Below are 641 nucleotides of genomic sequence, written 5' to 3' on the forward strand. Positions count from 1 at the left end.
GAGGAGGAGATCCGGGCGGGTCTGCTGCATATTTACTCGGTGATGGAGGGCTGCGTGGCGACGTCCTTGAAGCGTGAGGGGGTGCTGCCCGGGGGGTTGAAGGTCCGCCGCCGGGCCCCTGACTGGTATGACCGGCTGCGGAAGGAAAGCGCCCGCCCGGCCGGGGAGGGCCAGGACGGTGAGGGCCAGGAGGGGGAGTTCCATGACCCGAAGTACTGGCAGGAGTGGGTGAACTTGATTGCCCTGGCGGTGAATGAGGAGAACGCCTCCGGCGGCCGGGTGGTCACCGCGCCTACGAACGGTGCGGCGGGGATCATCCCGGCGGTGCTGTACTACGCGCTGCATTTTGCGCCGGGGATGGAGAACGCCAGCCAGGAGGACCGTGAGGATGTGGTGGTGAAGTTCCTGCTGGCTGCCGGTGCTGTCGGGGTGCTGTACAAGGAGCAGGCTTCGATCTCGGGGGCTGAGGTGGGGTGTCAGGGGGAGGTGGGTTCGGCGTCGTCGATGGCCGCGGCGGGCCTGGCTGAGGTGATGGGTGGTACCCCGGCGCAGGTGGAGAACGCTGCCGAGATCGCGATGGAGCATAACCTGGGCCTGACGTGTGATCCGATTGGCGGGCTGGTGCAGGTGCCCTGCATTGA

General features: G+C 67.2%; 1 protein-coding gene. It reads left to right on the top strand.

The window, feature by feature from the left end; translation table 11 throughout:
- On the top strand, positions 1 to 641 hold a 641-nt coding region (locus AC5RTE_RS17170), incomplete at both ends, for an L-serine ammonia-lyase, iron-sulfur-dependent, subunit alpha (protein WP_494042583.1).

It is taken from the genome of Arthrobacter sp. K41 (assembly GCF_059089645.1).